This is a genomic window from Streptomyces sp. NPDC001502 (assembly GCF_042894785.1).
GTDB lineage: Bacteria > Actinomycetota > Actinomycetes > Streptomycetales > Streptomycetaceae > Streptomyces > Streptomyces kutzneri.
Genome location: NZ_JBIAVW010000020.1, coordinates 123,466 through 147,995, shown reverse-complemented (window position 1 = coordinate 147,995; position 24,530 = coordinate 123,466). Strand labels below are relative to the sequence as shown.

Annotated in this window: 29 protein-coding genes; 16 read left to right on the top strand and 13 right to left on the bottom strand. The window is 72.6% G+C overall.

What is annotated here, in order from left to right; translation table 11 throughout:
• Nucleotides 1-35: 35 nt before the first annotated feature.
• On the top strand, nt 36-773 hold the full coding sequence (locus ACFY0D_RS30110; RefSeq protein ID WP_390801161.1) for a hypothetical protein: 738 nt from the start codon (nt 36-38) through the stop codon (nt 771-773).
• A gap of 79 nt (nt 774-852) precedes the next feature.
• Here ACFY0D_RS30110 and ACFY0D_RS30105 read toward each other — a convergent pair whose 3' ends face one another.
• Nucleotides 853-1,695, bottom strand: coding sequence for a PhzF family phenazine biosynthesis protein (locus ACFY0D_RS30105; RefSeq protein ID WP_390801160.1), 843 nt, complete (start codon nt 1,693-1,695; stop codon nt 853-855).
• 285 nt (nt 1,696-1,980) lie between these two features.
• Between ACFY0D_RS30105 and ACFY0D_RS30100 the strand changes: the two genes are divergently transcribed.
• Nucleotides 1,981-2,601, top strand: a complete 621-nt coding sequence (locus tag ACFY0D_RS30100; protein ID WP_390801159.1) for a PadR family transcriptional regulator — start codon at nt 1,981-1,983, stop codon at nt 2,599-2,601.
• Between the two features lie 124 nt (nt 2,602-2,725).
• Here the strand turns inward: ACFY0D_RS30100 and ACFY0D_RS30095 are convergent, their stop codons facing one another.
• Nucleotides 2,726-3,154: an SRPBCC family protein gene (locus tag ACFY0D_RS30095; RefSeq protein ID WP_314251349.1), complete on the bottom strand. Its 429-nt coding sequence runs from the start codon at nt 3,152-3,154 to the stop codon at nt 2,726-2,728.
• 172 nt (nt 3,155-3,326) lie between these two features.
• On the opposite strand from ACFY0D_RS30095, the gene ACFY0D_RS30090 reads away from it, so the two are divergent.
• Together ACFY0D_RS30090 and ACFY0D_RS30085 are read left to right on the top strand one after the other, a co-directional pair.
• Nucleotides 3,327-4,301 (top strand): DMT family transporter, encoded by a 975-nt coding sequence (locus tag ACFY0D_RS30090; RefSeq protein WP_390801158.1) that lies wholly within the window; start codon nt 3,327-3,329, stop codon nt 4,299-4,301.
• Between the two features lie 162 nt (nt 4,302-4,463).
• Nucleotides 4,464-5,423, top strand: a complete 960-nt coding sequence (locus ACFY0D_RS30085) for a DMT family transporter (RefSeq protein WP_390801157.1) — start codon at nt 4,464-4,466, stop codon at nt 5,421-5,423.
• Here the strand turns inward: ACFY0D_RS30085 and ACFY0D_RS30080 are convergent.
• Entirely contained in the window at nt 5,405-6,115 is a 711-nt protein-coding gene (locus ACFY0D_RS30080; protein WP_390801156.1) for a pyridoxamine 5'-phosphate oxidase family protein, read from the bottom strand. The two genes, ACFY0D_RS30085 and ACFY0D_RS30080, sit on opposite strands and share 19 nt — an antisense overlap.
• Nucleotides 6,116-6,152: 37 nt before the next feature.
• Here ACFY0D_RS30080 and ACFY0D_RS30075 point away from each other — a divergent pair, with 37 nt between their 5' ends.
• On the top strand, nt 6,153-7,487 hold the full coding sequence (locus tag ACFY0D_RS30075) for an aminotransferase class I/II-fold pyridoxal phosphate-dependent enzyme (RefSeq protein WP_390801155.1): 1,335 nt from the start codon (nt 6,153-6,155) through the stop codon (nt 7,485-7,487).
• A gap of 54 nt (nt 7,488-7,541) precedes the next feature.
• On the opposite strand, the gene ACFY0D_RS30070 is transcribed toward ACFY0D_RS30075, so the two are convergent.
• Together ACFY0D_RS30070 and ACFY0D_RS30065 are read right to left on the bottom strand one after the other, a co-directional pair.
• Nucleotides 7,542-7,802, bottom strand: a complete 261-nt coding sequence (locus ACFY0D_RS30070; RefSeq protein ID WP_390801154.1) for a hypothetical protein — start codon at nt 7,800-7,802, stop codon at nt 7,542-7,544.
• A gap of 44 nt (nt 7,803-7,846) precedes the next feature.
• Complete coding sequence (locus ACFY0D_RS30065) at nt 7,847-8,836, bottom strand: DMT family transporter (protein ID WP_390801153.1); 990 nt, start codon at nt 8,834-8,836, stop codon at nt 7,847-7,849.
• Between the two features lie 74 nt (nt 8,837-8,910).
• Between ACFY0D_RS30065 and ACFY0D_RS30060 the strand changes: the two genes are divergently transcribed.
• The gene (locus ACFY0D_RS30060; protein WP_390801152.1) at nt 8,911-9,831 is read left to right on the top strand and encodes a LysR substrate-binding domain-containing protein; all 921 of its coding nucleotides are present in this window, start codon (nt 8,911-8,913) and stop codon (nt 9,829-9,831) included.
• Between the two features lie 20 nt (nt 9,832-9,851).
• Here the strand turns inward: ACFY0D_RS30060 and ACFY0D_RS30055 are convergent, their stop codons facing one another.
• A complete protein-coding gene (locus ACFY0D_RS30055) occupies nt 9,852-10,277 on the bottom strand; it encodes a pyridoxamine 5'-phosphate oxidase family protein (RefSeq protein WP_390801176.1) in 426 nt (141 codons plus the stop codon).
• A 130-nt stretch (nt 10,278-10,407) separates the two neighbouring features.
• On the opposite strand from ACFY0D_RS30055, the gene ACFY0D_RS30050 reads away from it, so the two are divergent.
• The 8 genes from ACFY0D_RS30050 (at nt 10,408) to ACFY0D_RS30015 (ending at nt 17,254) form a co-directional block, all read left to right on the top strand.
• Complete coding sequence (locus ACFY0D_RS30050) at nt 10,408-11,022, top strand: cysteine hydrolase (RefSeq protein WP_390801151.1); 615 nt, start codon at nt 10,408-10,410, stop codon at nt 11,020-11,022.
• An 18-nt stretch (nt 11,023-11,040) separates the two neighbouring features.
• Nucleotides 11,041-11,889: a HipA family kinase gene (locus ACFY0D_RS30045; protein ID WP_390801150.1), complete on the top strand. Its 849-nt coding sequence runs from the start codon at nt 11,041-11,043 to the stop codon at nt 11,887-11,889.
• Nucleotides 11,886-12,269 (top strand): DUF3037 domain-containing protein, encoded by a 384-nt coding sequence (locus ACFY0D_RS30040; protein ID WP_030009794.1) that lies wholly within the window; start codon nt 11,886-11,888, stop codon nt 12,267-12,269. The genes ACFY0D_RS30045 and ACFY0D_RS30040 overlap by 4 nt, the downstream gene beginning before the upstream one ends.
• Before the next feature lie 235 nt (nt 12,270-12,504).
• Nucleotides 12,505-13,266 (top strand): 3-oxoacyl-ACP reductase FabG, encoded by a 762-nt coding sequence (gene fabG / locus ACFY0D_RS30035; protein ID WP_327734427.1) that lies wholly within the window; start codon nt 12,505-12,507, stop codon nt 13,264-13,266.
• Nucleotides 13,267-13,295: 29 nt separating this feature from the next.
• Nucleotides 13,296-14,057 (top strand): SDR family oxidoreductase, encoded by a 762-nt coding sequence (locus ACFY0D_RS30030; protein ID WP_030770413.1) that lies wholly within the window; start codon nt 13,296-13,298, stop codon nt 14,055-14,057.
• A gap of 152 nt (nt 14,058-14,209) precedes the next feature.
• Nucleotides 14,210-15,793 (top strand): ABC transporter substrate-binding protein, encoded by a 1,584-nt coding sequence (locus ACFY0D_RS30025; RefSeq protein WP_390801149.1) that lies wholly within the window; start codon nt 14,210-14,212, stop codon nt 15,791-15,793.
• A gap of 112 nt (nt 15,794-15,905) precedes the next feature.
• Nucleotides 15,906-16,574 (top strand): uracil-DNA glycosylase, encoded by a 669-nt coding sequence (locus ACFY0D_RS30020; protein WP_030009790.1) that lies wholly within the window; start codon nt 15,906-15,908, stop codon nt 16,572-16,574.
• 95 nt (nt 16,575-16,669) lie between these two features.
• Complete coding sequence (locus ACFY0D_RS30015; protein WP_390801175.1) at nt 16,670-17,254, top strand: hypothetical protein; 585 nt, start codon at nt 16,670-16,672, stop codon at nt 17,252-17,254.
• A gap of 21 nt (nt 17,255-17,275) precedes the next feature.
• On the opposite strand, the gene ACFY0D_RS30010 is transcribed toward ACFY0D_RS30015, so the two are convergent.
• Nucleotides 17,276-17,806 carry a hypothetical protein gene (locus ACFY0D_RS30010; RefSeq protein ID WP_390801148.1) on the bottom strand — a complete coding sequence of 177 codons (531 nt, stop codon included), beginning with the start codon at nt 17,804-17,806 and terminating at the stop codon, nt 17,276-17,278.
• A 116-nt stretch (nt 17,807-17,922) separates the two neighbouring features.
• Nucleotides 17,923-18,447 carry a DinB family protein gene (locus ACFY0D_RS30005; RefSeq protein WP_390801147.1) on the bottom strand — a complete coding sequence of 175 codons (525 nt, stop codon included), beginning with the start codon at nt 18,445-18,447 and terminating at the stop codon, nt 17,923-17,925.
• 85 nt (nt 18,448-18,532) lie between these two features.
• On the opposite strand from ACFY0D_RS30005, the gene ACFY0D_RS30000 reads away from it, so the two are divergent.
• A complete protein-coding gene (locus ACFY0D_RS30000; RefSeq protein WP_390801146.1) occupies nt 18,533-19,438 on the top strand; it encodes a Gfo/Idh/MocA family protein in 906 nt (301 codons plus the stop codon).
• Here ACFY0D_RS30000 and lnt read toward each other — a convergent pair.
• The 5 genes from lnt to ACFY0D_RS29975 all read right to left on the bottom strand — a co-directional run bounded on the left by lnt (nt 19,362) and on the right by ACFY0D_RS29975 (nt 23,539).
• A complete protein-coding gene (gene lnt, locus ACFY0D_RS29995; RefSeq protein ID WP_390801145.1) occupies nt 19,362-20,951 on the bottom strand; it encodes an apolipoprotein N-acyltransferase in 1,590 nt (529 codons plus the stop codon). The two genes, ACFY0D_RS30000 and lnt, sit on opposite strands and share 77 nt — an antisense overlap.
• Before the next feature lie 67 nt (nt 20,952-21,018).
• On the bottom strand, nt 21,019-21,486 hold the full coding sequence (locus ACFY0D_RS29990; protein WP_390801144.1) for a nuclear transport factor 2 family protein: 468 nt from the start codon (nt 21,484-21,486) through the stop codon (nt 21,019-21,021).
• Between the two features lie 69 nt (nt 21,487-21,555).
• Nucleotides 21,556-21,732 carry a hypothetical protein gene (locus ACFY0D_RS29985; RefSeq protein ID WP_181382610.1) on the bottom strand — a complete coding sequence of 59 codons (177 nt, stop codon included), beginning with the start codon at nt 21,730-21,732 and terminating at the stop codon, nt 21,556-21,558.
• 151 nt (nt 21,733-21,883) lie between these two features.
• The gene (locus ACFY0D_RS29980) at nt 21,884-22,762 is read right to left on the bottom strand and encodes an undecaprenyl-diphosphate phosphatase (RefSeq protein ID WP_390801143.1); all 879 of its coding nucleotides are present in this window, start codon (nt 22,760-22,762) and stop codon (nt 21,884-21,886) included.
• Nucleotides 22,763-22,810: 48 nt separating this feature from the next.
• Nucleotides 22,811-23,539 (bottom strand): TVP38/TMEM64 family protein, encoded by a 729-nt coding sequence (locus tag ACFY0D_RS29975; RefSeq protein ID WP_390801142.1) that lies wholly within the window; start codon nt 23,537-23,539, stop codon nt 22,811-22,813.
• Between the two features lie 49 nt (nt 23,540-23,588).
• On the opposite strand from ACFY0D_RS29975, the gene ACFY0D_RS29970 reads away from it, so the two are divergent.
• Entirely contained in the window at nt 23,589-24,305 is a 717-nt protein-coding gene (locus ACFY0D_RS29970) for a DNA alkylation repair protein (protein WP_390801141.1), read from the top strand.
• The last annotated feature ends 225 nt before the right edge of the window (nt 24,306-24,530 follow it).

The window sequence follows — 24,530 nt, the reverse complement described above, 5'->3', positions numbered from 1 at the left end:
GGTGCGACCCTGGGGCGAGTGAGGAGGCGCACCCGGTGGCTGTTCTGGACACCCTGATACCGTTCGCGCCCTTCTTCGTGCCCGTGGTCACCGGCCTCGTGGGCGGCATCAGCCTCCTCATCCGGGACCGCCGCGAGGCGCGCAGCAGCGACCACCACTACCGCAGGCGACTGGAGAAGGCCCAGCTGGAGATCCAGTTCCTCACGGGCTGGATCCAGGCCAAGCAACTGGCGCCGACCGACGCCCCGCCCCCGGACCCGGACCCCGGGCGCTGGCTGGACGAGTGCTACGCCTCGGTGCGCCGGGCCAAGCAGAACACGGGCGGCCGGCACCGGACGGGGCCGGTCTCGCTGCGGCGCCTCCTGCTGCTGGGGGAAGTGAGCGGCCCGGCGAAGAGCATGCGGGTCGTCTACTGGGTCTCCCTCGTCCTGTTCAACGTGGCGCTCGGGTGGTGGGTGAACGCGCTCATCTCCGGCGTACCCGGTTTCATGCACGAGGAAGGTGTCTCCGAGTCCGAGGAAATCGGCTCCTATCTGGGGGTGGCGGGCGTCCTGTTCGTCGTGTCGGCCGGCCTGTGGGGATGGACGGTGCACCTGGGCGCGGCGGAGCCGGGGCAGGTCTACCGCAAGCGGATCGACTCGGCCGCCTGGGAGGAGCAGGAGGAGAAGCGGCGGATTGCCGCACGCGCGCAGGCGGATGCGAAGGCGAGGTCGAAGGGGCGCGTCGGGGGAAAGGGCGGCGGGGGCGGGTCCGCGGGCGGGTCCGCGGGCTGAGCCGGCCGGGCGGTCCGCGGGCGGTCCGGGCAGTCCGGCCCGGGCGGTCCGGCCCGGTGCCCGCGCCCGTGCCCCGAGGTCACCCTGCCTGTCCGGCCCCGGACGGGGACGCGAGGAGCTCGCCGTCGACGACGGTGACGGCCCGGCCGGTGAGCAGGGTGCGGTCGCCCGCCAGGGTCACCCGTACGAGACCGCGCCGCGCACCGCCCTGGAGGCCGGTCAGCTCGGTACGGCCCAGCCGCTGCGCCCAGAACGGGGCGAGCGCGGTGTGGGCGCTCCCGGTGACAGGGTCCTCGTCGATCCCGAAGGCGGGGAAGAAGCCGCGGGAGACGAAGTCGTACCCGAGGGAGGGATCCTCGGCGGGCGCGGTGACGATCACCCCCCGCCGGGCGAAGGCACGCAGAGCCGCGTGGTCCGGCTCCAGCTCGCGGACGGTCTTCTCGTCGGCGAGCTCGACGACGAGGTCACCGATGTGGTCGGCGGTGTCGTGCACGGAGAGGATCGGCGGGCCGCCGAGCGCGTGGTCCACGGCAGGCGGCGCCGGCACCGGGGTGAGTGAGGACGTCGGGAAGTCCATGGTGATCGTGCCGTCCTCGGCGGTCTCGGCGGCGAGGATGCCGCAGCGCGCGGAGAAGCGGATCCGTCCCGTGGCGAGCCCGCCGGCGGCCAGTACGTGCGCGGTCGCCAGCGTGGCGTGGCCGCACATGTCGACCTCGGCTGCCGGGGTGAACCAGCGCAGCGCCCAGTCGGCGTCCCCGCCGGGCGGCAGCGGGTGGGCGAAGGCGGTCTCGGAGAGGTTCATCTCGCACGCGACCTGCTGGAGCCAGGCGTCCGGGGGGAACGCGGTGTCGAGGAGCAGGACTGCGGCGGGGTTCCCGTGGAAGGGGCGGTCGGTGAAGGCGTCGACGATTCGGATGCGCATGCCCCGACGGTAGGGCGATTTCTTGATCGTCGACAAAGGCCAATCCGGGGTGACTGGCCCGGTCGGGTCGGCGCGTGGGCGGTCAGGTCCGGGAGGGGGCCCGGGCGGTGAAGTCGTCGACGCCCGGGACGGGCAGGTGCGCGCCGATCCACCCCGAGGCGTGCGAGCTGTTCGACTGTCGCCGATGCGTTCCGATATATCGTTGACATATCGCGAGCCGTCGCCGATAGTGGAGACATCGGACAACCGATGAAGCGACGACAACGTGACGGAAGGAGCGCAGACATGCGTTCACAGGGACAGCACGGACACGACCACGGACATGACCACGGACGCGGCCACGACCACTGCGGGCCCGATCGTCGGGAGGGTTTCAAGGGGCGGCGCGCCGCCTTCGGCCCGTTCGGGCCGCCCTTCGGCGCAGGCCCCTTCGGTGGCCGCGGCGGACGCGGGGGACCGCGGGGCAGGGCCCGGCGCGGCGATGTGCGCGCCTCGATCCTGGCGCTGCTCGCCGACCGGCCGATGCACGGTTACGAGATGATCCAGGAGATCGGCGAGCGCAGCGGCGGGGCCTGGAAGCCCAGCCCGGGCTCGGTCTACCCGACCCTGCAGCTGCTTGAGGACGAGGGGCTGATCACCAGTGCGAGCGAAGGCGGCAAGAAGCTGTTCACGCTCACCGACGCCGGCCGCACCGAGGCCGAGTCGGGCCCGGACGCCCCTTGGGCGGACGCCGGGCGCGGCTTCGACTTCGAGGCGATGCAGGAGGTCCGGACGGCCGGCATCGGCCTGATGGAAGCCTTCGGGCAGGTCTTCAAGACCGGCTCGCCCCAGCAGCGGGAGAAGGCGCTCGGGGTCATCAACGACGCCCGCAAGAAGCTCTACCTGATCCTGGCCGACGAGCACTGAGCCCGGCCGGCCCCGGCATGCAACGGCACGCAGCGGCGCGCCCCGCGAGTTCGTCTCGCGGGGCGCGCCTTCGCGTGCGGCGCGTGCGGGGCGTGCGGTGGGGGCGGCGTGGACGGCCCGGCGGTCAGACGACCAGGCCGGCCAGCTTGCGCAGCGACTCGTTCAGCGCGGCGGTGGCCGAGTCCTTGAGCTTGCCCGCCATCAGGGAGACGGCGGCCCCGGTGAACTCGCCGTCGATGCGGACCGTGGTGGCCTCGCCGTCCGGGGTCAGGGTGTACCGGGTGAGGACCGCCACCCCCATCGGGCCCTTGCCGGTGATGGCGAAGAGGCGCTCGGCCTCCAGCTCCGAGACGGTCCAGACGACCTCGGCCGGGAAGCCCATCATCTTCATGTTCTCGGCGAAGGTGGCGCCGACCGCGAGGGTCTCGGGTCCGCCCTTGGGAAAGTTCGTGTGGGTCATGCTCCACTGCCCGTACGCGTCCCAGTCCGTCAGCTGCGACCAGAGCTGCGCGGCGGACGCCTCGATGCGTGATTCCGCGGTGACTTCAGCCATGCGACCACCCCTTCTCGTCGGGTACGTGCGGCGGAAGGTAGCCCCGGCGGGCGGAACATTCAATACTGACGACCTGTCAGATATTGCCGGTGCCGACGGGGTGTGATCTCGACTCCGTCTCAACAGGTGTCATCCCGGTGACGCTCCTGACCCGCCCTGTCATGATGGCGGAATGCAAGCGTCAGGGAGAAATGCCGGACTGGGCCTCGCCCTCGTCTCGGCGTTCGCGTTCGGTGGTTCCGGAGTGGCGGCGAAGCCGCTGATCGAGGCGGGTCTGGACCCCCTCCACATGGTCTGGCTCAGGGTGGCCGGGGCAGCGCTCGTACTGTCCCCGCTGGCCTGGCGCCACCGTGACCTCGTGCTGCGCAGGCCCGCGCTGCTCGCGGGCTTCGGGCTGGTCGCCGTCGCGGGTGTGCAGGCCTTCTACTTCGCCTCCCTGTCCCGCATTCCCGTCGGCGTGGCCCTGCTGCTGGAGTACCTGGGCCCGGCGCTGCTGCTCGGCTACATCCGCTTCGTGCAGCGCAAGCCCGTGACGCGCGGCGCCGCCGCGGGCGCGGCCGTGGCCGTCGTCGGACTGGCCTGCGTGGTCGAGATCTGGGCCGGGCTGAGCCTGGACCTGCTCGGCGTGCTCTTCGGCCTCGCCGCCGCCTGCTGCCAGGCCTTCTACTTCGTCTTCGCCGACCAGGGCGCCGACGGGGACGACGCCCCCGACCCGCTCGGGGTGATCGCGTACGGCATGCTCGTGGGCGCCCTGGTGATGACCGTGATCGCCCGGCCCTGGGAGATGGACTGGCAGGTGCTGGGCGGCGACGCCTCTGTGGGCGGCACGATGGTGCCCGCGCCGGTGCTGCTCGCCTGGGTGGTGCTGGTCGCGACCGTCTTCGCCTACCTGACCGGTGTGGTCTCGGTGCGCCGGCTCTCGCCCCAGGTCGCCGGCGTCGTGGCCTTCCTGGAGGCGGTCGTCGCCACCGTGTTCGCCTGGATCCTGCTCGGCGAGCACCTTTCCACCTGGCAGATCGTCGGCGGCGGCCTGGTGCTCGGCGGCGCCTTCATCGCGCAGTCCTCCCGGCCTGCCGCCCCGCCGGTGCCGGCCGTGGCCGACCAGGTCGTACCGGAGCGTGAGACCACCGCGGCCGGCAAGGGCTAGTGTGGCGGTCATGCATTCGACCGTGCTTCCGCCTCCCGCCGCCTAGCGCGGGCGGCGCCACCACGTCAGGTACCCGGCCCGGGGAGTCCCCGGGCGGGTCCGTGCTGCCCGCGAAGCGATGACCTGCTTCTTTCATCCTTCACGCATGCGCGGAGACATCTCGTGTCGAACCATTCGCCCGCCGCCGGGCGCAGTCTGCTGTACCTCGTCGTCGCCGGAGCCGCCTGGGGCACCGCCGGGGCGGCCGCCTCCCTCCTCTTCCTGGCCAGTGACCTCGGCCCGCTCGCCCTGTCCTTCTGGCGGTGCGCGGGCGGGCTCGTGGTGCTGCTCGGGGTGCTCGCCGTACGCGGGTCCCGCCCCGCCACCGGCCGGGTGCGGCCCTCGGTGGCTTCGCTGATCGGGACCGGGCTCCTCTTCACCCTCTTCCAGGCCGCGTACTTCGCCGCCGTGCGCGAGACCGGCCTCGCGGTGGGCACCGTGGTCACCCTCGGCGCCGGGCCCGTGATCATCGCGCTGGGAGCCCGGTCCTGGATGGGCGAGCGGCTCGGCCGCGGTGGCGTGGCCGCCGTCGTGGGGGCGCTGGCCGGGCTGGCCGTCCTGGTGCTGGGCAGCGGCGGCGGCGAGGTGCGGCCGCTCGGCGTCGGCTGGGCGCTGCTGTCGGCCGCCGGGTACGCGGGGATGACCCTGCGGGCGCGGTGGCTCGGGCAGCGCGGGGCGGGCGGGGACCCGCTGGTGACCACCGCCTGGTCGGTCGCGGTGGGCACGGTGTGCCTCCTGCCGCTCGCCGCGGTGGAGGGGCTGCTGCCGCACACCGCCGACCTCGGCCGGGTGCTCTGGCTGCTGGTGTACGTCGCCACCGTGCCGACCGCGCTGGCGTACGCGCTCTATTTCACGGGCGCCGCCGCCGTACGGGCCGCCACCGTGTCGGTGATCATGCTGATCGAGCCGGTGAGCGCGGCGGTGATCGCGGTCCTGCTGCTCGGGGAGCGGCTGACCGGCGCCGTGGTGCTGGGCACCGCACTGCTGCTGACGGCGGTGGGCGCGCTGATCGTGGCGGAGGCCCGTCGGCCGGTGGCTGCGCCCACCCCCGTGGGGCGCAGCCCTCAGAGCGCGCTGAGGTAGTCCGGGACGGCGATGCCGGGGGTCAGGTCCGCGGCGGGTACCGGGGTTCCGTACGCCGGGGCCACCGGGACCACGCCCGCCCAGTGGGGCAGGCCCAGGTCCTCGGCGTCGTCGTTCACCGGTCCGTTGCGGATCTTCGCGGACACCTCGGCGAGGTCCACGCGGATCACCGCGGTGGCGGCGAGTTCCCGGGCGTTGGCCGGCCGGGTGTCGGCGGAGCGGCCCGGGGCGACGGCGTCGACCATGGCGTCCAGGGCCGTCCGGCACTCCGCCTCGTCGGTGACCTGGTGGGCGGTGCCGTGCACGACCACCGAGCGGTAGTTGAGCGAGTGGTGGAAGGCCGAGCGGGCCAGGACCAGTCCGTCGACGTGGGTCACGGTCACGCAGACGGGGAGGCCCGGGTCGGTGCGGCGGGCCGCGAGCAGCGGGCGGGAGCCGGTCGAGCCGTGCATGTAGAGCGATTCGCCGACCCGGGCGAACAGCGTGGGCAGGACCACGGGTGCGCCGTCACGGACGAAGCCGAGGTGGCAGATGTAGGCCTGGTCGAGTATCGAGTGCACCGTCTCGCGGTCGTAGCGCGCCCGTTCGCGGGAGCGGCTGGGCACGGTGCGGTCGGTGGGCTCGTAGCTTCCGGTCGATGCGTCCCTCGGGGACGGCGTCCCGGACGTCTCCGTGGCGGGCGTGGCGGTCATGGTGCCGACTCCATTGCACTAGTGCATACTGGGGTTTGTGCTAGGAGACTATCGGATCACAGGGCATCGCGCAGCGGATATCGCCGCCGCCGTGGAGGCGGGCGTGGCTTCGGGCGCGCTTCCGCCGGGTTCGCTGCTGCCGCCGATGCGGGAGCTGGCGGGCGATCTGGGGGTGAACCCCAACACCGTGGCCGCCGCCTACCGGACGCTGCGCGAGCGCGGGGTCATCGAAACCGACGGGCGGCGCGGCAGCCGGGTGCGGTCCCGTCCGGCGAGCACGCCGCGGGACGCGCTGCGCATGGTGGTGCCCGACGGCGTACGGGACCTCGCCGAAGGCAGTCCGGACGTATCCCTGCTCCCCGCGCTGGAGGGGCCGCTGGCGGCGGCCGCCCGGCGGTACGGGCAGGCACCGACCCTCTACGGGGCGGACCCGGTCGCCCCGGAGCTCGCGGAACTGGCGCGGGCCGGCTTCGACGCGGACGGGGTGCCGCCGGGGCCCGTGGCGGTGACCTCGGGCGCGCTGGACGCGATCGAACGGGTGCTCACCGCCCATCTGCGGGCGGGCGACGCGGTGGCGGTCGAGGACCCGGGATGGGGTGGGGCGCTGGACCTGGTCCCGGCGCTCGGGCTGCGCGTGCTGCCGGTGGCGGTGGACGACGACGGGCCCCGGCCCGAGGCGGTGGCCCGGGCCCTGGCGGCCGGGGCACGGGCGCTGGTGGTGACCGCGCGGGCGCAGAACCCGACCGGGGCCGCGGTGGGCGCGGAGCGGGCGCGGGAGCTGCGGGCCCTGCTGGCGGACCACCCCGAGGTGCTGCTGATCGAGGACGACCACGGGAACGGGATCGTCGACCTGCCGTTGCATCCGCTGGGCGGGGTGACCCGGCACTGGGTGCTGGTGCGGTCCACGGCGAAGGCGTACGGGCCGGACCTGCGGCTCGCGGTGCTGACCGGTGACGCGGTCACGCTGGACCGGCTGCGGGGGCGCCAGCGGCTGGGGCCGGGCTGGGTGAGCCGGCTGCTGCAGTACGCGGTGGTGGAGCTGTGGGCCTCGGGCGTGGTCGACCCGGTGGTGGTGGCGCGCTCGTACGCGGGGCGGCGGGACGCGCTGGTCGAGGCGCTGCGGCAGCGGGGGGTCCGGGCGCACGGGCGCAGCGGCCTGAACGTCTGGGTGCCGGTGGTCGACGAGACGGTGGTGGTGACGCGACTGCTCGCCGCCGGATGGGCGGTGTCCCCCGGGGCCGTCTTCCGGGTCGAGGCGGGGCCGGGGATCCGGCTGACGGTCTCGCAGCTGAGCGCCGCCGAGGTACCGGGCCTGGCGGACGCGGTGGCGGCGGCGGCCAGTGTGGGGGCGGCGGGGGTGCGGTACGACTGACGGCAGCCCGCCCGCCCCGGCCCGCCCCCGCCTGCCCACGGGACCGCGGGGCGGTCAGGCGGCGAGCTCCAGCAGGCCGCCCGGCGCGAGGACCGACCCGGCCAGGGCGATCACGGTGCCGAGGGTCCGGTACAGGCCGCGCGACATGTGCAAGGGCGCCGGGCCGAGCCTGCCTTGTGCCTGCATGCGCAGCTCCGCGTCGGCGGCCGCCCGGCGCTCCAGGGACGCCGCCGAGCCGCGGAGGTTCAGGGCCACCCAGCCGCCCCCGGCGAGCGCGGTCAGACCGAAGGTCAGGAGGAAAGCGCCGATGCTCATGTGCCGTCCCGGTAGATGTGATGATCGCCGGACGTCAGCACTGGTCAGGCCGGTCTGCGGGCCCCGGGGCGGGTCTGGGTGAGGGCCGCGCCGGCCAGCACGATCGCGGCGCCGACCGGGGTGTTCCAGTGGAGCTGCTCGCCGAGGACCAGGACGCCCGCCGTGGTGGCGATGACCGGGATGAAGTAGGTGACCATCTGGGCGGTGGTCGGCCCGACCTCCGTCACCAGCCCGTACTGCATCTGCAGGGCCATGCCGGTGCCGAGGGCGCCCAGCGCGATCACCGAGAGGGTGGGCCAGAGCGGGAACGAGGTCGGCGCCGAGGTGAACGCGGCGCTCACCAGCGCGAGCTGGATCGTGGAGATCATGAGCTGGCCGCCGGTCAGGGCCACCGGGGAGCCGGGGGTCCCGGCCAGCGTGCGGCGGACGTAGATCCAGCCGATGGGGTAGCAGAGGGACGCCAGCAGGGCGAACGCGGTGCCCTTGGCGTCGACACCGGAGAAGCCCTGCCAGGCGCCGAGCACGGTCAGGACGCCGAGGAAGCCCAGGCCCAGCCCGGCGAACCGGCGGCGCGTCGGGCGGTCCTCGGACAGGGCGACCAGCGACAGCGCCATGCCCCACAGCGGCGAGGTGGCGTTGCAGATGCCGGCCAGGCTGGAGGGGATGCTCAGCTCCGCGTACGCGAAGAGCGAGAACGGGGCGGTGTTGAGCAGCAGCGCCGCCACGGTCAGGTGGCCCCAGGTGCGCAGTCCCCGGGGGAGCGGCTCGCGGCGGACCAGCAGCACGGTGAGCAGGGCGAGCGCGCCGAACAGGACCCGGCCCAGCGCCACCTGGAAGGGTGCGTACGCCTCCGTGCCGACCTTGATCAGGAGGAAGCTGAAGCCCCAGATGACCGACAGGATCGCGAACCGGACCCGCCAGTCCAGGAGGCCGCCCCGGCGCCGGCCGGTGGTGGAGGCGGCGGTCGTGGTGGGGGAGGCCGGGGACGGGGAGGCGGCCGGAAGGGTCGGCCCGGGGGTGGTCGGTGCGCTCATGCCCCTTACTGTGCTCGTATCAACTTCGTAGGACAAGCGAGAGTTTCTCGGAGTGACGCCGTAGCATTGCTTACATGTTGAACCTGGAGCGCCTGCGCACCCTGGACGCCCTCGCCCGCCACGGCTCGGTCAGCGGCGCGGCCGACGGCCTCCACGTCACCACCTCCGCCGTGTCCCAGCAGCTGGCCAAGCTGGAGCGCGAGGTCGGACAGCCGCTGCTGGCCAGGAACGGGCGCGGGGTCCGGCTCACCGACGCCGGGCGGCTGCTCGCCGATCACGCCGCCCGGATCATCTCCCAGGTGGAGCTCGCCCAGGCCGACGTCGAGGCCCAGCGGGGCTGCGCGGTGGGCGAGTTGCGGATCGGAGCCTTCCCGACCGCCATGCGCGGGCTGCTGCCCCAGGCCCTGGCCGGGTTGCGGGCCGGACATCCGGAGCTGCGGGTCCGGGTGCGTGAGCAGGAGCCCGAGGAGAGCATGGCGGCCGTCGTGCGCGGGGACCTCGACCTGGCCCTGGCGATCGACTGGCACAACAAGCGGATGCCGGTGCCCGCCGAGCTCACCCGCACCCACCTGCTGGACGACACCGTCGACATCGCGGTCCCGGCCGGCCACCGGCTGGCCGACCGGGCCGGGGGCTCCGCGGGGTCCGGGATCTCCCTCGCCGAATGCGGCGACGACGACTGGATCTCCTGGAACGAGGGGCAGTTCTGCCACGAGTGGCTGGTCTTCACCCTGCGCGGTACGGGCATCGAGCCGCGCATCGCCCACATCGCCGAGGAGCACCACACCCAGCTGGCCTTCGTGGAGGCCGGACTCGGCGTGTGCGTGGCGCCGAAGCTGGGCCGCGGCCCGGTGCCGCCGGGCGTGCGGCTGCTGCCGGTGTGCGACAGCGTACGGCGCCACGTGTACGCCGTCTGGCGCGCGGACGCCGACCGCCGGCCCTCCATCCGAGCCGCGGTCGACGCCCTGCGGCAGGCGGCCGCCGGACTGCGGTAGGTCCGCCGTTCCGTGGCCGCCTACAGCTTGCGGAAATCCCAGGAGACGATCGAGTCGGGGGTCAGCCGGATCCAGGCGTGCCGCCCGTCGTGCGGCATCTCCTCGATGCCGAAGTTCTTGACCGGGAAGATCCGCTCGGCCTCCGCGAGCTCGGGGCAGGGCTCGCCGGTGCGCGGGGCCTCGCCCACGAAGACGGCACTGCCGGACAGCTCCACCCCGCGCAGTTCGTCGTACGACTCGCCGGAATCCACGACCACCGAGATCCGCGGGTCCTTCCTCAGGTCGGACCAGCGGCGGCTGCGCGTGATCGAGTACAGCCACAGCGAGCCGCCGTCCCACGCGAACCACAGGGCGCCCACGTGCGGGCGCCCGCCGGGGGAGACCGTGGCGACCCGGCAGGTCTTCTGCTCACGCAGGAAGGAGTCCACTTCCGCGTCGCTCATCATGATGCGCCGGCCCCGCCGCTGCGAGGTTCCGGTTCGTGCCCCGTCCACGTCCATCCGTCCTGCACCCCTTCACATCTGACTAGGTGTCAGGAATCATGAGGGCTCTTCCGTCGCCACGCCAGGGGGAGCCATGCCGGATCTCGATCCCGCCACCACCGCGCTGCTCACCGTCGAGTGCCAGAACGGTGTCGTCGGCGAGGAGAGCGCGCTGCCGGAGCTGGCCAAGGAGGCCCGGGACTCGGGGATGCTGGGACGGGTGGCCGCGCTGGTCGACGCCGCGCGCGGGGCCGGTGTACAGGTACTGCACGCGGTCGCCGAGCGGCGGCCCGACGGGCTCGGCGCGAACACCAACGCCCGGCTGTTCCGGGCCGCGGAGCGGCTGCCGGTGCGCCAGCTGACCGGGAGCCGGGCGGTGGAGGTCGCCGCGCCCATCGTCGTCGCCGGCCAGGACCTGGTGGTCCGCCGGCTGCACGGGCTCTCCCCGATGGCCGGCACCGACCTCGACCCCCTGCTGCGCAATCTCGGCATCCGCACCCTCGTCGTCACCGGGGTCTCCTCCAACATCGCCATCCCCAACACCGTCTTCGACGCCGTGAACCTCGGCTACCGGGTGGTGGTCCCGGCCGACGCCATCGCCGGGGTGCCCGCCACCTGCACCGCCGAGGTGATCCGCAACTCCCTCGCACTGGTTGCCGCCATCACCACCGCCGAAGAGCTGCTCATGCAGTGGGCTCCCGCGACCTGACCCCCGTAACCTGGGCGGATGCTGTCCGAAGTGATCGCGACCCGTTACGTCACGCCCCTGCGTGAGGGCGGCTCGCTCCCGGGGATCGTCGAGGCCGACGACCTCGGTACCTACGTCATGAAATTCACCGGAGCCGGCCAGGGTCGCAAGACCCTGGTCGCCGAGGTCATCTGCGGCCGCCTGGCCCAGCGGCTGGGGCTGAGGGTCCCACGGCTGGTGCAGATGCAGCTCGACCCCGTGATCGGGCTCGGCGAGCCCGACCAGGAGGTCCAGGAGCTGCTCAAGGCCAGCGGCGGGCTCAACCTCGGCATGGACTACCTGCCCGGCTCGATCGGCTTCGACCCGCTCGCGTACCAGGTGGACCCGGTCGAGGCGGGGCGCGTCGTCTGGTTCGACGCCCTCGTCAACAACGTCGACCGCTCCTGGCGCAACCCGAACATGCTGGTCTGGCACGGGGACCTCTGGCTCATCGACCACGGCGCCACCATGATCTGGCACCACAACTGGCCCACCGCCGTGGCGGCGGCCGCCAAGCCCTACAGCGCCTCCGACCACGTACTGGCCCCCGTGGGCCCGGACATCGCCGCCGCGGCCGCCGCGCTCGCGCCGCTGGTCACCGAGGAACTGCTCACGGAGGTCGCGGCCGACGTCCCCGACGAGTGGCTGGTCGACGAGCCGGGCTTCGACTCCACCGACGCGCTGCGCCGCGCCTATGTGGAGGCGTTGCTGCCGCGCGCGGCCACGATCCACGAGAGGATCTCGCTGGAGGCCGAGGTGAAGACGCCTGCCGGACCTCCCGGCTGGCTCACCGACCACCTGCCGGAATGGCCCCACAAGACCCACAAGAAGAAGAGCGACATCGAGTGACCAAGCGGGACGTGTTCGAGTACGCGCTGGTGCGCGTGGTGCCCCGGATGGAACGGGGCGAGTGCTTCAACGCCGGTGTGATCGTCTACTGCCGGGCGCACACGTACGTCGCCGCGCGCACCCACCTCGACGAGGCGAAGCTCCTCGCGCTGGACCCCGGGGCCGATGTGGCCGGGGTACGGGCCGCCCTGCGCGGGGTCGAGGGCGTGTGCAGCGGCGGCGCCGAGGCGGGGCAGGCGGCGGGTGACGACGCGGGGCGGCGGTTCCGCTGGCTCATCGCCCCCCGGAGCACCGTGGTGCAGCCGGGTCCGGTGCACACCGGCCTGACGGCCGATCCGGCGGCGGAGGTGGAGCGGCTGCTGGACCTGCTGGTCCGCTGAGGGGGTGGGGGGGGGGGGGGGCCCCCCCCCCCCCCCCCCCCCCCCCCCCCCGGGGGCCGGGGGGGGGGGGGGCCGGGCCCCCCCCCCCCCCCCACCCCCGCGCCCGAAACGCAGGCGGGGCCGGATCGAGTGGCGTTGACACCGGGTGCCAGGGCTCCTAGCGTCTCCTCAGCTGAAGCTACTAAGCGGTTGCTCACCTCTGGGCGGCCGCCTCTCTAGGGCGAGGAGATCCAGCATGTCCACCACCGAGCAGCGCGTCGCGATCGTGACCGGGGCGGCCCGGGGCATCGGCGCCGCCACCGCCGTACGCCTGGCCGCCGAGGGCCGGGCCGTCGCCGTACTCGACCTCGACGAGGCAGCCTGCAAGGACACCGTGGAGGCCATCACGGCGGCCGGCGGCAAGGCGCTCGCGGTCGGCTGCGACGTCTCCGACGGAGCGCAGGTGGAGGCGGCCGTCGCGCGCGTCGCGAGCGAGCTCGGCGCCCCGACCATCCTGGTCAACAACGCGGGTGTGCTGCGCGACAACCTGCTGTTCAAGATGACCGAGACCGACTGGGACACGGTCATGAACGTGCACCTGCGCGGTGCGTTCCTGATGTCGAAGGCCTGTCAGAAGTACATGGTGGAGGCCAAGTTCGGCCGCATCGTGAACCTCTCCAGCAGCTCGGCGCTCGGCAACCGCGGCCAGGTCAACTACTCCGCCGCCAAGGCCGGTCTGCAGGGCTTCACCAAGACCCTGGCCATCGAGCTCGGCAAGTTCGGCGTCACGGCCAACGCCGTCGCCCCCGGCTTCATCGCGACCGAGATGACGGCCCAGACGGCCGCCCGCGTCGGCATGGGCTTCGAGGACTTCCAGGCCGCCGCCGCCACCCAGATCCCGGTCCAGCGCGTCGGCCGCCCGGACGACATCGCCAACGCCATCGCCTTCTTCACGGGCGAGGCCGCGGGCTTCGTCTCCGGCCAGGTCATGTACGTGGCCGGCGGCCCGCTCAACTGACGAGTCCACGAGAGACAGGGGCGTACGACATGACGTACAGCGGTATCGACAGCGGCAAGGTCGCTCTGATCACCGGGGCGAGCCGGGGCATCGGCTACGGCGTCGCCGAGGCGCTGGTCGCCCGCGGCGACCGGCTCTGCATCACCGGGCGCAACGAGGAGGCCCTCAAGGAGGCCGTCGAGCGGCTCGGCGCGGACCGGGTGATCGGTGTCGCCGGCAAGGCGCACGACGAGGCCCACCAGGCCGTCGCCGTCGAGCGCACGATGGAGGCCTTCGGCCGCGTCGACTTCCTGGTGAACAACGCGGGCACCAATCCCGTCTTCGGGCCGATCGCGGACCTGGACCTCGGGGTCGCGCGGAAGGTCTTCGAGACCAATGTGATCTCGGCGCTCGGCTTCGCCCAGCGGACCTGGCACGCCTGGCAGAAGGACAACGGCGGCGCGATCGTGAACATCGCGTCCATCGCCGGCGTCTCCGCCTCGCCCTTCATCGGCGCGTACGGGATGAGCAAGGCCGCCATGGTCAACCTCACCCTGCAGCTCGCGCACGAGATGGCGCCCGGGGTCCGGGTCAACGCGATCGCCCCCGCGGTGGTCAAGACGAAGTTCGCGCAGGCGCTCTACGAGGGCCGGGAACAGGAGGCCGCGGCGGCCTATCCGCTCGGCCGGCTGGGGCTCCCGGAGGACATCGGCGGGGCAGCGGCGTTCCTCACATCTGCACAAGCGGAATGGATCACCGGGCAAACTCTTGTCGTCGATGGTGGGATGTTCCTCAATGCCGGAGTCCACTGACCGATAATCGGACGTATGTGCCTCCGAAAGGGAGGTAAATGCGTATCGAATATGCACGGAACCGGTCAAGTGCCTCACGAAACCAACCCATTGGATTCGTGGGGCACTGCGGTAGGGTCTGCCGCACCCCTGGCTGATCGAGGAGCGTGCACGTGTTCAACCGGACCAGATGCCTGCAGATCACTGCGGCCCTTGCGTCCATATCCCTGCTCGCCGGATGCGGCCTGCTGTCGGAGGACGACGGCGACGAGATGAAGAGGATCGTCGTCGGTACCACGAGCACACCGAGCACCCTCGATCCGGCGGCCGCGTGGGACGGCTCCTGGGAGCTGTACCGGAACGTCTACCAGACCCTGCTGGCCTTCCCGACGGGCTCCAGCAAGCCCCAGCCCGACGCGGCCCAGAGCTGCGAGTTCACGGACGCGGCGAGCCAGGCCTACCGGTGCACCCTGCGCAAGGGCCTGAAGTTCTCCAACGGCGAGCCGCTCGACGCCAAGGCCGTCAAGTACTCCCTCGACCGGATCAAGACCATCGGCTCCAACGTCGGCCCCAAGGGCCTCTTCGGCACCCTCGACAAGATCGAGACGCCGGACGCGCTGACGGTCGTCTTCCACCTGAACACCTCGGACGCCACCTTCCCGTACGTCCTCGGCTCGCCCGCCGCCTCGCTCGTCGCGCCGAAGGACTACCCGGCCGACAAGGTCCGCGAGGGCGACAAGATCACCGGCTCCGGCCCGTACGTGCTCGACTCGTACAAGGACGGCGCCGAGGCGGTGCTCAGCGGCAACACGAACTACACCGGCTTCGCCAACCGCAAGAACAAGGCGGTGACCATCCGCTACTTCGCGGACTCGCCGAAGATGATCGCGGCGCTGAAGGCGAAGGAGATCGACGCCACCTACCGAGGCCTGTCGGCCCCGGAGATCACCGACCTCCAGACCCCGGCGGCGCACGCACTGGGCGTCCAGGTCGTCGAGAACGTCGGCGCCGAGATCCGCTACCTGGTCTTCAACCCCAAGGACCCCCAGGTCGCCAAGCTCCCGGTCCGCCAGGCCATCGCCCAGATCGTCGACCGCGGTGCGCTCGTCTCCAAGGTCTACCAGGGCACCGCCGAGCCGCTGTACTCGATGGTCCCCAAGGGGGTCGTCGGCCACAAGACGCCCTTCTACGACAAGTACGGCGCCGCGGACGTCGCCAAGGCCAAGAAGATCCTCAGGGACGCCGGGATCACCCAGCCGGTCGAGCTGACCTTCTGGTACACCACCGACCGCTACGGCGCCTCGACCGCCGACGAGTTCACCGAGCTCAAGCGGCAGCTGGACGAGAGCCAGCTGTTCCGGATCACCCTGCGCAGCCAGCCCTGGAAGACCTTCCAGACCGGCTACAAGACCGGTGAGTACCCGATCTTCGGCCGCGGCTGGTTCCCCGACTTCCCGGACCCGGACAACTTCATCGCGCCGTTCGTCGGCAAGGAGAACGCGGTCGGCACCCCGTACGAGCCCGCCGAGATCGTGAACGAGCTGCTGCCCAAGTCCCGCCGCGAGGGCGACCGCTCGGCGGGCGTCCAGGAGTTCGAGCAGGCCCAGAAGATCTTCGCCGAGGACGTCCGGCTGCTGCCCCTGTGGCAGGGCAAGCTGTACGTCGCGGCGCGCGAGGACATCGCGGGCGCCGAGCGGGCGCTGGACCCGCAGACCGTCATGCAGATGTGGGAGTTCTACCGCAAGACCAGCTGGTAGGACCGGCACCGGTGCGTCGGCCGCCATGGGCGGCCGACGCATTGTCAGTGGGCCCCGGTAGGTTCTGGAGCAGTTGCACGAACTTGTACCGGAGGTTGTCGCCGTGACCCAGATGCTGCCCGAGTCCTGGCTCCCCGTCCTCGGCGGGGAGCTGGACCAGCCCTACTTCAAAGAGCTCACCGAGTTCGTCGAGAAGGAACGGGCGAACGGGCCGGTCTACCCGCCCCGCGAGCAGGTGTTCGCGGCCCTGGAAGCCACTCCGTTCGACCGGGTGAAGGTCCTCGTCCTCGGCCAGGACCCGTACCACGGCGCCGGCCAGGGCCACGGCCTGTGCTTCTCCGTGCAGCCCGGGGTCAAGACCCCGCCCTCGCTGCGCAACATCTACAAGGAGATGAAGGAGGAGCTCGACCTGCCGATCCCGGACAACGGGTACCTGATGCCGTGGGCCGAGCAGGGCGTCCTGCTGCTCAACGCGGTGCTCACGGTCCGGGAGGCCGAGCCCAATTCGCACAAGGGCAAGGGCTGGGAGAAGTTCACCGATGCCGTGATCCGCGCGGTGTCCGAGCGGCCCGACCCGGCCGTCTTCGTCCTGTGGGGCGCCTACGCCCAGAAGAAGCTCCCGCTGATCGACGAGGAGCGGCACGTGGTCGTCAAGGGCGCGCACCCCTCCCCGCTGTCCGCCAAGAAGTTCTTCGGATCCCGGCCCTTCACGCAGATCAACGAGGCCATCGCCGCCCAGGGACATGAGCCGATCGACTGGCGGATCCCGAACCTCGGCTGACGTCCCCCCGCGCCTCGGCGCCATTGCCGGTGCCTCCGGCTAGCTTCTAGATGATCAGACCGGAGCAGGTCTGGCAGAGCAAGCCGGAGGCCGTCGTGACGGAGCAGCAGGAGGCGTCGGAGGACGCGGTCATGACCAGGATCGGCCAGGCGGTCATCCTGCTGCACGCCGGGGACCGCGAGGAGGCCCGCAACCGGCTCGGGGAGATCTGGTCCGAGATCGGCGAGGAGGGGGACTCCCTCCACCGCTGCACCCTGGCCCACTACATGGCCGACGCCCAGGACGATCCGGCCGACGAGCTGGCCTGGGACCTGCGGGCGCTGACCGCCGCCGCCGACGTGCCGGGTGACCTGCCGGGCGACCCGCCGGGCGACCGGGCCGGGACCAGGCCGCCCCAGGACGGGCGGCCCGCGCGGTGGGAGCCGCATCCGGCGATGCGCGTGTTCTACCCGTCCCTGCACCTGAACCTGGCCGCCGACTACGTGAAACTGCAGCGGCCCGAGGCGGCCCGGGTCCACCTGGCCCGGGCCCGCGCGGCCACCGGAGCGCTGTCCGACGACGGGTACGGGAACGGCGTACGGGCCGCCATCGCCCGGCTGGAGCGGCGCCTGGCCGCGGAACCCGGAGCCGGACCCGGACCTGGTCCCGGACCCAGGCCCTTCCCCGAGCAGTCCCCGTAGGCCCCGGGGGCCCGCCGGCGGTCAGTCCCCGTGGACGCCCGAGCAGATACGGGCCTCCGGGCTGTCGGGACGCCAGTGGCCGTGCCTGTGCCCCAGCGCGCACACATCGGCCGGCCGCACCGGCAGCTTCCGGATCAGCTCACGCTCCACCTCGGCGTCGCGCCGGGGACGCTGCGGACGGCCTCCCGGGTGCCCGGTGACGGGCTCGGCGGCCCGCCGGGGCTCCGGGATGTCCGGGACCGGCGGAGCCTCCTGTACGGGCCCGCCGGAGCCGCCCGGTACGGGGCGCTGCGCGGACCGCTGGGCGGGCGCGGGGTCCGCCGGTGCCGCGGGCCGCTCCGGGGCGGTCTCCAGCGCCTCCAGGGCGGGCGCGCGGACGACCACGGGGGCGGCACCGGGCCCGCCGCGCGGCTCATGGCGGGGCGGTACCCCGGCGGCGGGGGCCGCCGCGGGCTGCACGGATCCGGGGCTCACACTCACACAGCCGGAGACCGCCGAGACGGCGCAGGCGACTCCGAGCAGCAGCGTTGTCGTGGTTCGGGTTGGATGCACTCGCGCAACTCTGCTGTGCGAGGACCCCGTTGCGAAAACCCGGAGCCGATATTCACCCCGCACGGGTGACGTACCCACCCGCCGGACAGGGCCCCAAGGCCTGCCCGGGACGGCCTTCAGTCGCCGGTGGCGCCGTCGATCTGCTCGCGCAGCAGGTCCGCGTGGCCGTTGTGGCGCGCGTACTCCTCGATCATGTGGGTGTAGACCCAGCGCAGGCTGAACACCTCGCCGCGGTGGTGGCTCCCGGCCTGCGAGACCGCGTCCAGCGAACGCCCCGCGGCGGCCTGGCGGGCCAGCTCGACCTCGGTCTGCCAGACCCGCTCGGCCTCGGCCCAGGTGGCCCCCTCGGGGAAGTGGAAGTCGCCGTCCGGGTCCTCGCTCGTGGAGTACAGCTCGGGGAGGTCCTCGCCCAGCATGATCTCCCGGAACCAGTACCGCTCCACCTCCGCCATGTGCCGTACGAGGCCCAGGAGGCTCAGCTCGGAGGGAGCGAGCGGGGTGCGGCGCAGCTGCTCGTCCTGGAGCCCCTCGCACTTCCAGACGAGGGTGGCACGGTGGTAGTCGAGCCATCCGTCCAGCATGTCCCGCTCGTCGGCGGTGGTGGCGGGTTCGTTGCGATGTGATCCTGAACTGGTGGTCATGGGGCTCATCCTCGGCGAACCGGGCCCCCCGTCACCAGGGATTAAGCTGCGGGAATCCCACAAGGAACCAACCTGGAGGCGCCCGGTGAAGGTCGGCTGCATCGGACTCGGCGACATCGCGCAGAAGGCGTACCTGCCCGTCCTCACCACCCGCCCGGGCATCGAACTGCACCTGCAGACGCGTAACCCCGACACCCTGGAGCGGGTCGGCGACACCCACCACGTGCCGGCCGCGCGCCGGCACACCGATCTCGGCGCGCTGCTCGCCGAGGGGCTCGACGCGGCCTTCGTGCACGCCGCCACCGTGGCCCACCCCGAGATCGTCACACGGCTGCTGGAGGCCGGCGTGCCCACGTACGTGGACAAGCCGCTCGCCTACGAACTCGCGCACTCGCGGCAGCTCGTGGAACGGGCCGAGCAGCTCGGGGTCTCCCTCGCCGTCGGTTTCAACCGCCGCTTCGCGCCCGCCTACGCGCAGTGCGCCGACCACGCCCGCGAGCTGATCATCATGCAGAAGAACCGGGTCGGGCTGCCCGAGGACCCGCGCACGCTGGTGCTGGACGACTTCATCCACGTCGTCGACACCCTGCGGTTCCTGCTGCCCGGCGAGGCCGACCGCTTCGACGTCCGGGCGGTGGTGCGCGAGGGGCTGATGCACCAGGTGGTGCTCCAGCTGTCCGGCGCCGGGTTCACCGCCCTCGGCATCATGAACCGGCTGTCCGGCTCCACCGAGGAGATCCTGGAGGTGTCCGGCCGCGACACCAAGCGGCAGGTCGTCAACCTCGCGGAGGTTATCGACCACAAGGGCCAGCCGACCGTGCGGCGCCGCGGGGACTGGGTCTCCGTCGCCCGCCAGCGCGGCATCGAGCAGGTCGTCGACCACTTCCTGGAGGCGGTGGCGGCGGGCACCACGCTCAGCGCCCGCGACGCCCTGCGAACCCACGAGCTGTGCGAGCGGGTGGTGAGCTCGGCTCTGGAGCAGGCCTCCTGAGCAAACGGCTGCCCGCCACCGCGCAGTACACCGCCAGGGCGGCGAGGGCGGCGGTCACCGGCCAGTCCCCGAAGCGGACGTAGAGGGTCGTGCCGTGGGCGAGCGGCACCTCGTAGACCGCCGCCGTGCTCGCGGAGGTGGGCAGGGCCGCGCCGACCCGCGCGCCGGACGGGCCGTTCACGACGCTGATGCCCGTGAGGGTGGCGTGGACCATCGGGCGGCCGTTCTCGGCCGCCCGCAGCGCGGCCAGCGAGGCGTGCTGGGCCGGCGCCCAGCTCTCCTGGAACGAGGAGGTCGCCGACTGGGCGACGAGCAGGGAGGCCCCGTCCAGGGTGAGGCGCCGGCTCATGTCGGGGAATGCCGATTCGAAGCACACCAGAGGGCCGACGCGGACCCTGCCGGGTCCGTCCGTCCGGCCGGGCAGGTCCATGACCACCGGCCGGTCGCCGCGCACCCGGTCCTCGCCCGCCGCCTTGCCGACCGAGGTGGCCCAGCCGAACAGCGAACGGGCCGGTACGTACTCCCCGAACGGGACGAGCCGCATCTTGTCGTACCGGTCGCCGGTGGGGCCCTGGGGGCCCACGAGGACCGCGCTCTTGTAGATCCCGGGGCGGTCCGCCCGCCGCGCGTCCACGTTCACCAGCAGCGGGGCCCCGACCTCCGCCGACAGCGCGGCCAGCCGCCGGGTCAGGTCCGGGCGGGCCGTCAGGTCCGCGCCGACGCTGCTCTCGCCCCACACCACCAGATCGACCCGCTGCCCCGCCAGCGGCCGCGTCAGCCGCTCACCGACGTCGAACCGCCGCTCCGCACTGTCCGGGCCGTCCGCCACCGGGCCGGGCTGTACGACGGCCACGCGCAGCCGGCCCGATTCCTCGGGCCGCGCCGCCCACACCCACACCGCCCCCGTCAGCACCGCGCACCCGGTCATCCCCGCCACCGCGGGGATGCGCGCCCCCGGCACCGCGATCAGCAGCACCAGCGCACAGTTCACCGCCACCACCAGCAGGCTGACCAGCCACACCCCGCCCACCGAGGCCAGTCTCAGGGCCGGCGCCACCTGCCACTGGCTCGCGCCCAGCAGCCCCCACGGCCCGCCCAGCCCCTGCCAGGACCGGACCAGCTCCGACAGCAGCCACCCCGCCGGTACGAGGACGAGCGCGCAGCAGACCCGGCCCGCCGACGGGGTCCCGCCGAGGAGCTCCCGCACCAGCAGGGCCCAGGGGATCCAGAGCAGCCCGAGCAGCACGGCCACCGGGATCAGGAACACGTGCAGGCTGGGCAGCAGCCAGTGGTGGACGGCCAGGATGAACCCCGCGCCGCCGAGCCAGCCCTCCAGCACGGCCCGCCGCCCGGTGGGGGCCGACCGCAGCAGCAGCATCCAGGGCACGAGGGCGGCGTAGGCGAACCACCAGAGGGCGGGGGCCGGGAAGGCGAGGGCGGGCAGCGCCCCGGCGGCCACGGCGGCGGGCGCACGCCATCGAGGGGACCACCCCCGCATGCGCATCGTGATCATGGCGTGCCTCCGCTTCCAGTGTGGCAGTGCCTGACGTGGCGGCCGAGTCGAGCGGCTCCGGCCCGGCTCAGGCGGTCATGTGCCGCCACTTCTCGTGCACGGTGACGCGGGTGAGCCGCCAGCCGTCACGGGTGCGGGCCAGCGCGAAGCCGTAGCGCCCGGCGGCGACGAAGTTGGGCGAGGTGACCGAGGCGTCGGAGTCCGGCCCGGCCAGCCGCATCGGATTGAGGAAGTCCGCCCGGACCTCGGCGCTGTCCCCGGGTGAGCCGCCCAGGTCCTCCAGCCGGATCAGCCGGTTCACGATCAGGTGCTGGCGGACGGGGAAGAGCGTCATCGTCTGCTCCAGCCAGTCCGCGACCTCCGCCACCGGACCTTCGATCCCGCCGGCCGAGCTGTAGTCGACCCTTCCACCGGCGGTGAACAGGGCCCGGTACGCGTCCCAGTCACCGTCGTCGACGGCCACCGCGTAGCCCGTGACCACTTCGTCGATCGCCAGCCGGTCCATCACCGTCGCGAGATCCACACGCTGCGTCATCGGGTCAGTGTGGGGCTGTGCGGGCGCGAGGCCAAGGGCCGTGCGCCCACCGGATCTTCCTGCGGGCGGTCAGTGACCGGAACGGGACTCCCGCTGCCGGACCACGACGAGGAACGCGTCGCTGTCCAGGTCCATGACCACCTCCGCCGGCACGCCCTCGCGCATCCGCTGCGCCGCGTACTCCTCGGCGGGCCAGCTTCCCCGCGGACTTCCGGCGGGAAATCGCTCCAGCACCACTCGACCCATGGGACACCCCCTGCTGTTTGCCTTCCGCTCTCTTCAGGCACAACGACGCGCAGGCCGCCCGGGAACGTTCCCGAACGGCCTGCGGTTCACGCGAAGAGGTGGAGCGGGGCTCCGCTGGTGCTGTGACCGGCAAACCCTGCCGGTCACAGCACTAGGAACCGGACTCGCCCGCGTGCGGGCTCAGCACGTCCGTGCCGATCAGCACGAACAGCAGGATGCCCAGGAGGATCCGGTAGATCACGAAGGGCATGAAGCTCTTGGTCGAGATGAACTTCATGAACCACGCGATCACCGCGTAGCCCACGAAGAAGGCGATGACCGTCGCGAAGATCGTCGGACCCCAGGAGATGTGACCCGGGTTCTCCACGACGTCCTTGATCTCGAACGCCCCCGAGGCCAGCACGGCCGGGATCGCGAGGAGGAAGGAGTAGCGGGCCGCGGCCTCGCGGGTGAAGCCGAGCAGCAGACCGCCGGAGATCGTCGCGCCGGACCGGGAGACGCCGGGGATCAGGGCCATCGCCTGGCAGATGCCGAAGATCAGACCGTCCTTGACGCCCAGCTGCTGCAGCGTCTTGCGCTCGCGGATCGCGCGGTGCCGGCCGCCTTCCTCGTCACGGGCGGCCAGCCGGTCGGCGACGCCGAGCACGATGCCCATGAGGATCAGGGTGGTGGCCGTCAGCCGCAGGTCGCGGGCGGGGCCCACGATCGCGTCCTTGAAGACCAGGCCCAGGACGCCGATCGGGATCGAGCCGACGATCACCAGCCAGCCCATCTTGGCGTCCTGTTCGGAGCGCAGGGCCTTCGTGTACAGGGAGCGGAACCAGGTGGAGACGATCCGCGCGATGTCCTTGCGGAAGTAGATCAGCACGGCGGCCTCGGTGCCGATCTGGGTGATCGCGGTGAAGGCCGCTCCTGGGTCGTGCCAGCCGGCGAACGCCGCGGTCAGCCGCAGGTGGGCGCTGGAGGAGATCGGGAGGAACTCCGTAAGCCCCTGGACGAGACCGAGGATTAGGGATTCGAACCAGCTCATGTCGGGGTGCGCTCGTCCTTGTGATCGTCGGGCAGTTCGCGTCCGATGCTAGGGCCCGTGCGAAGCGGCGCTGACCACAGGGGGGTGCTGGGGCACCAGTTCGGGTACTCGATCCTCGGTTCGAGGGGGTACCAGACGGTGTCGCTTGCGCCATCCGAAGACCGCGCCGCCCACCACGGAGACGACGATGAAGCCGAACGAGACGAGGAACGCGGGCGATCCGGGCGAGGAGGCACTGGCGCCCGCGATCACGTACGCGGCGGTGTTCGGGACGACCCCGATCGCCGTGGCGAGGAGGAACGGTCCCCAGCCGCACCGCGACACCGCAGCACAGTAGTTGGCCACCACGAACGGCAGTCCGGGGAAGAGCCGGACCGCGAGCATCGAGCGGAAACCGTGCCGGCTGAGCTGCCCGTCGGCCGCCTGGACCCAGCGCCCGCGCAGGAACGGCCGCAAAGCCTCCTGGCCCAGGATCCGGCCCAGTCCGAAGGAGATCGCGCCACCGAGCACCGTGCCGCCGACCGCCGCGACGAGGCCGAACTGGGTGCCGAAGACGGCTCCCGCAGCCAGATTGAGCAGGGGGCGCGGCACGAAGGCGGCCGTGCACACACCGTACGCGGCTGCGAACAGCAGGACCGCCGTGCCCACCGGGAGCCCCGGGGGCCAGCCCTCCGAGAGGATGCGCTGAGGCTCGTACAGCAGCACGCACACGCCGGCCGCGACGAGCAGCACGACGAGCACCGACAGCCGGGTCCACGGCGCGAGGAGGAGGGACATCCCGGGAGACTAGCCCACGTATACGGCGGGGCGCCGTAATCTGGGCCTCATGCTGTCGAACGACCGGCGACCCCCGCGAGTTCCCCGCAGCGCCCTCGCGGACACCCTGCTGGAGCGGCTGCCCGGAGCGTACGGGGCGGCCGCCGATCCCGTACGGGGCCGGGCCATGGCCGCGTACATGAAGGACGTCGCGCCCTTCCTCGGCATCCCCACCCCGCTGCGCCGGGAACTGTCGAAGACCGTGACCAAGAACACCCCGGAACCGACCGAGGCGGACTGCGCTGCGCTCGCGCTGCGCTGCTGGCTGCTCCCGGAGCGCGAGTACCAGTACTTCGCGGTGGACTACCTGCGCCGCCACGCCGCCCGCTGTTCCTCCGGCTTCCTGCCGGTGGTCCGGCACCTGATCGTCACCGTCCCCTGGTGGGACACCGTCGACCTGCTGGCCGCGCACACGGTCGGACCGCTGGTGGCCGCCGACCCGGAACTCGCGGCCGTGATGGACGAGTGGATCGAGGACGAGAACCTCTGGCTCGCCCGCACCGCGCTGCTCCACCAGCTCCGCTTCAAGTCCGCCACCGACACCGGACGGCTCTTCGCCTACTGCCGCCGCCGGGCCGGCCACCCGGACTTCTTCGTGCGCAAGGCCATCGGATGGGCCCTGCGCGAGTACGCGAAGACGGACCCCGAGGCGGTACGCGCCTTCGTCGAGGCCGAACGCGGCTCCCTGGCCCCGCTGTCCGTGCGCGAGGCGCTCAAGAACCTCTGACCACGCCGTAATTCGTTCGACGTGCCCCGGAGCGTCCGGCAGGATCAGGGGCATGAACCGGTATGCCTTCCTCGCAGCGCGGTCCGCAGTCGCGGACGCGCCGAAGGCTGCCGCAATCCCGGGCGCACCGGCAGGCGCACCTGCGTACGCACCCGTCTTCGCCGCATTCGACGGCGCACGAAGCTGACCCTTCCCGGATCGTCCGGCGGACCCCGCAGGGGGAGG

Coding starts and splice junctions, on each gene's coding strand:
- ACFY0D_RS30105 (WP_390801160.1), bottom strand. CDS start 1,695: ATGCGCATCCGAATCGTCGACGCCTTCACCGACCGCCCCTTCCACGGG.
- ACFY0D_RS30100 (WP_390801159.1), top strand. CDS start 1,981: ATGCGTTCACAGGGACAGCACGGACACGACCACGGACATGACCACGGA.
- ACFY0D_RS30095 (WP_314251349.1), bottom strand. CDS start 3,154: ATGGCTGAAGTCACCGCGGAATCACGCATCGAGGCGTCCGCCGCGCAG.
- ACFY0D_RS30090 (WP_390801158.1), top strand. CDS start 3,327: ATGCAAGCGTCAGGGAGAAATGCCGGACTGGGCCTCGCCCTCGTCTCG.
- ACFY0D_RS30080 (WP_390801156.1), bottom strand. CDS start 6,115: ATGACCGCCACGCCCGCCACGGAGACGTCCGGGACGCCGTCCCCGAGG.
- ACFY0D_RS30070 (WP_390801154.1), bottom strand. CDS start 7,802: ATGAGCATCGGCGCTTTCCTCCTGACCTTCGGTCTGACCGCGCTCGCC.
- ACFY0D_RS30065 (WP_390801153.1), bottom strand. CDS start 8,836: ATGAGCGCACCGACCACCCCCGGGCCGACCCTTCCGGCCGCCTCCCCG.
- ACFY0D_RS30060 (WP_390801152.1), top strand. CDS start 8,911: ATGTTGAACCTGGAGCGCCTGCGCACCCTGGACGCCCTCGCCCGCCAC.
- ACFY0D_RS30055 (WP_390801176.1), bottom strand. CDS start 10,277: ATGATGAGCGACGCGGAAGTGGACTCCTTCCTGCGTGAGCAGAAGACC.
- ACFY0D_RS30050 (WP_390801151.1), top strand. CDS start 10,408: ATGCCGGATCTCGATCCCGCCACCACCGCGCTGCTCACCGTCGAGTGC.
- ACFY0D_RS30045 (WP_390801150.1), top strand. CDS start 11,041: ATGCTGTCCGAAGTGATCGCGACCCGTTACGTCACGCCCCTGCGTGAG.
- fabG (WP_327734427.1), top strand. CDS start 12,505: ATGTCCACCACCGAGCAGCGCGTCGCGATCGTGACCGGGGCGGCCCGG.
- ACFY0D_RS30030 (WP_030770413.1), top strand. CDS start 13,296: ATGACGTACAGCGGTATCGACAGCGGCAAGGTCGCTCTGATCACCGGG.
- ACFY0D_RS30020 (WP_030009790.1), top strand. CDS start 15,906: ATGCTGCCCGAGTCCTGGCTCCCCGTCCTCGGCGGGGAGCTGGACCAG.
- ACFY0D_RS30005 (WP_390801147.1), bottom strand. CDS start 18,447: ATGACCACCAGTTCAGGATCACATCGCAACGAACCCGCCACCACCGCC.
- lnt (WP_390801145.1), bottom strand. CDS start 20,951: ATGATCACGATGCGCATGCGGGGGTGGTCCCCTCGATGGCGTGCGCCC.
- ACFY0D_RS29990 (WP_390801144.1), bottom strand. CDS start 21,486: ATGACGCAGCGTGTGGATCTCGCGACGGTGATGGACCGGCTGGCGATC.
- ACFY0D_RS29985 (WP_181382610.1), bottom strand. CDS start 21,732: ATGGGTCGAGTGGTGCTGGAGCGATTTCCCGCCGGAAGTCCGCGGGGA.
- ACFY0D_RS29980 (WP_390801143.1), bottom strand. CDS start 22,762: ATGAGCTGGTTCGAATCCCTAATCCTCGGTCTCGTCCAGGGGCTTACG.
- ACFY0D_RS29975 (WP_390801142.1), bottom strand. CDS start 23,539: ATGTCCCTCCTCCTCGCGCCGTGGACCCGGCTGTCGGTGCTCGTCGTG.
- ACFY0D_RS29970 (WP_390801141.1), top strand. CDS start 23,589: ATGCTGTCGAACGACCGGCGACCCCCGCGAGTTCCCCGCAGCGCCCTC.